Source organism: Komagataeibacter kakiaceti JCM 25156, assembly GCF_000613305.1.
Window position 1 is genome coordinate 1 of sequence record NZ_BAIO01000153.1, and the last position, 4958, is coordinate 4958.

Below are 4958 nucleotides of genomic sequence, written 5' to 3' on the forward strand. Positions count from 1 at the left end.
TCGCGGCGCAAGGCGGGGCAGATTTCGCCCGCCATGACCGCAGGCCTGACTACGGCGCTGGGCGTGGTGCTGGGGGTGATGGTCACGCTCTCCTCCGTGGGCGCGGGCGCGATCGGGATGGCGGCGCTGGTCTTTCTCTATCCGGGGCTTGAGGTCCGGTGCCTGGTCGGTTCCGACATCGCCCACGCGGTGCCGCTGACCGCCATTGCGGGCATGGGGCACTGGTGGATCGGTGACATTGACGGGGAACTCCTGTTTTCGCTGCTCTGCGGTTCGGTGCCCGGCATCATACTGGGCAGCCTGTGCGTCGGGCTCATACCGGACAGGGTGCAGCGGACCATCCTGGCTGCCATCCTGATCACGGTCGGGCTGAAGGTGATCTGACCCGGTTTTGCGCGCTCCCGGCCGCCTTGCTACAGTCAGGCCAACGGATATGTAACGGGCAGGAAGCGCTGGATGACCCTTCGGAAACTTGCCGTCATCTTCTGCCTCGCCGGGTGCGCGGGGGCGCACGCAGCGCCCGACCCGGCAGGCCATGTGGACATGCGCGCGGTATTTGACACCCTGACCCTGCCGGACGCCCCGGGTGCCTACAGTACCGGCGGGGGCCTGCCCGGCCCGGATTACTGGCAGAACCGCGCGGACTACACCATTCATGCCCGGATCGACACCGCGAGCCATGTACTGGGTGGTGAGGAAATCCTGACCTACACCAATAACAGCCCCGACACGCTTGATGTGCTGTGGCTCCAGCTTGACCAGAACATCTACCGCGCGGATGCGCGGGCCCGCATGGCCAGCCCGGCGCGGCATGCCGACGTGACGGAGGGCATGGTGATTGACTCCGTCGCCCTGCTTCACGACGGCCACGAAACCACGCTTACGCCCCGTATTTCCGATACCCGCATGCAGCTTGCCCTGCCCCGGGCGGCGTGGCTGCGCCATGGGCGGAAATTACGGCTGCGTATCCGCTGGCACCATACCATTCCCGGCCCGTGGGGTGGCCGCACAAGCGTCACCCCCACGAAGGAGGGGGATATTTACGAAGTGGCGCAGTGGTATCCGCGCATGAGCGTGTACGATGCGCGGCGGGGCTGGAACACCCTGCCCTATCTGGGGCAGGAGTTCTATCTGGAGTATGGGGATTTTGATTACACGGTCACGGTGCCGTGGAACTTTACGGTAGTGGGATCCGGCGCGCTACTGAACCCGGCCGAGGTTCTGACGCCCACCGAACGCGCCCGGCTGGCCCGCGCGGCGCGTGGTCCGGCCACCGTCATGATCCGCACCGCCGGGGATGTAACCGATCCCGCCAGCCATCTTGCCCATGATGGCGAAAAAAGCTGGCGCTTCCATATGGAGAACACGCGCGATGTCTCCTTCGCCGCGTCGCCCGCCTTCATGTGGGACGCGGCGCGGATCTACCTGCCCCCGGTACGACCTGTGCCGGGCATGAAGCCGGTGGCGCGGCTGGCCATGTCCGTCTACCCGCGTGAGGGATGCGGGCCGGGCGGATGGGCGCGTTCGACCGAATATACCCGCCATGCGATCGAATACTTCTCCCGCCAGTGGTTTCCCTATCCATGGCCCAATGCCATCAATGTGGGGGGCCATGGCGCGGGCATGGAATATCCGGGCATTGTATTTGACGGCTGGCAGGACCGGGATGCAAAGCTGTTCTGGATCACCACGCATGAACTGGGTCATGGCTGGTTCCCCATGATTGTCGGCACGGACGAGCGGCGTCATGCTTCATGGATGAAGGGTTCAATACCTTTATCGACGTGCTGGCGTCGCAACATTTCCATAATGGTGAGTTCGCGCCCAAGCAGGACCCCGAATTCGCCCCGCGCACCGGCAGGCCGGCCGAGGACATCGTGCCCGTACTGACCGACCCGCAGGCCCCGCCGCTCATGACGCCATCGGATCTGGTGGCGGAACCCTACCGTCATGCCGTCACGTATTTCAAAAGTGCTTACGGGCTGGTGCTGCTGCGTGAGCAGATACTGGGGCCGGAACGTTTTGACGCCGCCTTCCGGCGTTACATACAGGCATGGGCCTACCGGCATCCCGCGCCGTCTGATTTCTTCCGGTTGATGGAAAGCGAGGCGGGCGAGGATCTGGGCTGGTTCTGGCGCGGCTGGTATTTCATGAACTGGTGGCCGGATTACGCCCTGTCGGGTCTGTCCTATGTCAATAACGACCCCCGGCAGGGCACGCGCGTTGAGGTGCGGAGCAAGGGCAGGCTCATGCTGCCGGTCACATTGCGGTTGAATTATACTGATGGCAGCCATGCCGACCAGATCATTCCCCCTGAAAGCTGGCACCTGACGGACCATATTACTGTCGTTTTCCACGATGGGCGCACGGTCGGCACGGCGGTTCTGGATCCCGACCACGCCATTCCGGAAACGGACCGATCAGATAATGGCAACACCATGAAGTAAAGGTTATGACTCTATTACAGACAGTAACAGACGCCCCGTGTCGCTGCACCTGCGGGCCTGTTAAAGGGACCGGACGTGGCAGGCGTGACCCGGCGGCTGATTACAGCACAATACTGTGGAACATATGTGCCATGCCGCATTGCGGTGATTGGAGGTGGTTTGAAAATAGCCGGGTGATGCGAAACAATAAAAGTTTCTGGGTGCTGTCTTTTTCAAAAAGGCGGCGTTTCTTGAAGCTTTTTGAAAAAAGCTTCACCAAAACTTCCTTGGGATTTGCGGAATATCCTGAAGGCAGGCTGTTTTAAACAGTCTCTTACTGTTCAACAGCCCCATTTCCAATGCCGGAAGTGATAGGCCGCCCACGTTGTTGATAATGGACGATACCCGTCTGGCCCAACGGAAGATGCCCGCAAGTAATTACACCGGACAGGCTGACTACAGGGTGGGAAAATAATTTCGCGGGTCGTTATGACATGCCCGGCGAAACAGGTGTTTCATCCCCCGCAATGAAGTGACCGGTATCGGGCACGGGGCAAGAAAAACACACGGATCATTAATAACGCAAATACCTGCCATGCAATCAGGCAGCACCTGCGGTGTAAAGCCCCCCCCCCGAACACAAATACCCAGCCCGTTGCCGGACTGGGTATTGAGTCTGGAGGCGATGGCGTTTTTACGCCGCGGTCTCCGGAGTGGCCTTCTTGCGGCGCGGGCGGGTCTTGCGGGCGGCCTTTTCCGTGGGTTCGGCGGGGGCTTCGGGCGCGGGCTCGGCAACCACCTTGCGGCCCAGACCGATCTTCTGGGCAAGGGAGGAACGATGGGCGGCATAGTTGGGCGCGGTCATCGGATAGTTGGGGGGCAGGCCCCATTTTTCACGATACTGCTCCGGTGTCATGCCATACGCGGTCTGGAGATGGCGCTTGAGCATTTTCAGCTTCTTGCCATCTTCCAGGCAAATAACATAATCGGGGAATACTGACTTCTTGATCGGCACGGCCGGCTGGAGCGGCGTGGGCTCGACCGCCTTTTCAGCACCGAGTGTCTTGAGGGCAGTATAGACAGTCTCGATCAGCGCCGGAATCTGATCGACCGCAACCGTATTGTGGTTCGTGTGCGCGGCCACGATTTCTGTCGTCATCGATACCAGTTCGGTATGCGGAATGTCTTTATTATCCAATTTCGCTTCTTTCCTTGGTAGATTGTCATCAGGAGACATATCTTGCCCTATCAGTAATAATCATCTGCCTGTTATGCAACCACAATAAATCAACCCGATCGGTATTTCATGCCATTTTCAGTTGCCAGGCTGCATCTTCCTTGCGCCGATAAGGAGGCGTTCTGCTTATCGTGACATTCCGGCAGGCATGACTGTATGCCAATCTTCACCCGCTAATATCGTATGTTTCGCGTATATGCAATTATTTGTTTATAAATGTCGGATGCGGTGGAAGCTGTTTCCGGATTTTACGCGATATTGTTAAGGGATTGTCATTATTCTATCAGCATGGCGCATAAAATAAATACTCCATTCGCGGAAACATGGATACAGCCCCACACGCATGGGTCGTGCCCGTGTCCGGACGCAGGAGCCTCATAAATATAGAACTTCCGCTTTGCATGTCATTTCGATACCGTATTGGAAATAACACCCTCCGGTTGCATTCGCGAAATAACGGACGGACCGGGTTTTCGTTCCCCCGCCTGGCATGATGGGGTTGCATGACCCCGATCGCATAAAAATAATGTGAGGCATGACTGGCGTAACGGCCGCCAGTTCAGTAACGCGCATGTCGGCACGCATAACAGGGGCGCGCACACCAAATAACGCCCCGGTCATACCCGCGCCGCGCACAGCGCGGGCATCGCGTCGCGGCACGATAATATAGTGCGGGATTACCTTTTCTTTACTTATCGGCGGCCCGTGGTCAGGCCAGTCCGTCCACCATGATATGCGGCAGGCCCCGGCTGCATGTTTCCACGCGGGCCGTGATGTCATAGGTCGCGCGTAATGTGGCAGGGGTTATGACCGCGTCCGGCGGCCCCGCCGCGATGATCCGGCCATCGCGCAGGATCACGTCATAATCCGTCATGCGTATGGCGATGTTCAGGTCATGCAGGACCATGACCGTCACGATGTTCCGCCGCGCGGTTTCACGGCGCAGGATGTCCATCACCGCGAACTGGTGGTGCAGGTCCAGCGCGCTGAGCGGTTCATCGAGCAGCAGCGCGTCCGGGTTGCGGCCCAGCGCCTGCGCCAGCCCGACAAGCTGGCGCTGCCCGCCGGAGAGTTCATCCATATACTGCATGGCCAGCCCGGCTATGCCGAATATGTCCAGCATCCGCAGTGCCGCGTCCACCGCGTCATCCCCGGCCCGCGCGGGTGGTACGGCAGTGGTGGCGTGCTGCGCCGCCAGAAGGGATTCCAGCACCTGCAGATGCACCATGGCGGGCAGCGCCTGCGGCAGGTAGAGGCACCGCCGCGTGCGCTGTGCGTGGGTCATGCGTGACAGG

3 protein-coding genes and 1 pseudogene are annotated in these 4958 nt (G+C 60.0%); 2 read left to right on the forward strand and 2 right to left on the reverse strand.

Going from position 1 to position 4958, the window contains the following annotated elements; translation table 11 throughout:
- Together JCM25156_RS09350 and JCM25156_RS23070 are read left to right on the forward strand one after the other, a co-directional pair.
- Nucleotides 1-384 (forward strand): sulfite exporter TauE/SafE family protein (locus JCM25156_RS09350; protein WP_025812869.1); only part of this gene is annotated, 384 nt, incomplete at its 5' end.
- Nucleotides 385-456: 72 nt separating this feature from the next.
- Nucleotides 457-2447 (forward strand): annotated as a pseudogene (locus tag JCM25156_RS23070) (M1 family metallopeptidase).
- Nucleotides 2448-3120: 673 nt separating this feature from the next.
- On the opposite strand, the gene JCM25156_RS09365 reads toward JCM25156_RS23070, so the two are convergent.
- Nucleotides 3121-3624 carry a Ros/MucR family transcriptional regulator gene (locus JCM25156_RS09365; RefSeq protein WP_025812870.1) on the reverse strand — a complete coding sequence of 168 codons (504 nt, stop codon included), beginning with the start codon at nt 3622-3624 and terminating at the stop codon, nt 3121-3123.
- A 748-nt stretch (nt 3625-4372) separates the two neighbouring features.
- Nucleotides 4373-4958, reverse strand: a 586-nt coding sequence (locus tag JCM25156_RS09370) for an ABC transporter ATP-binding protein (protein ID WP_025812871.1), incomplete at its 5' end; no start/stop codon positions are given.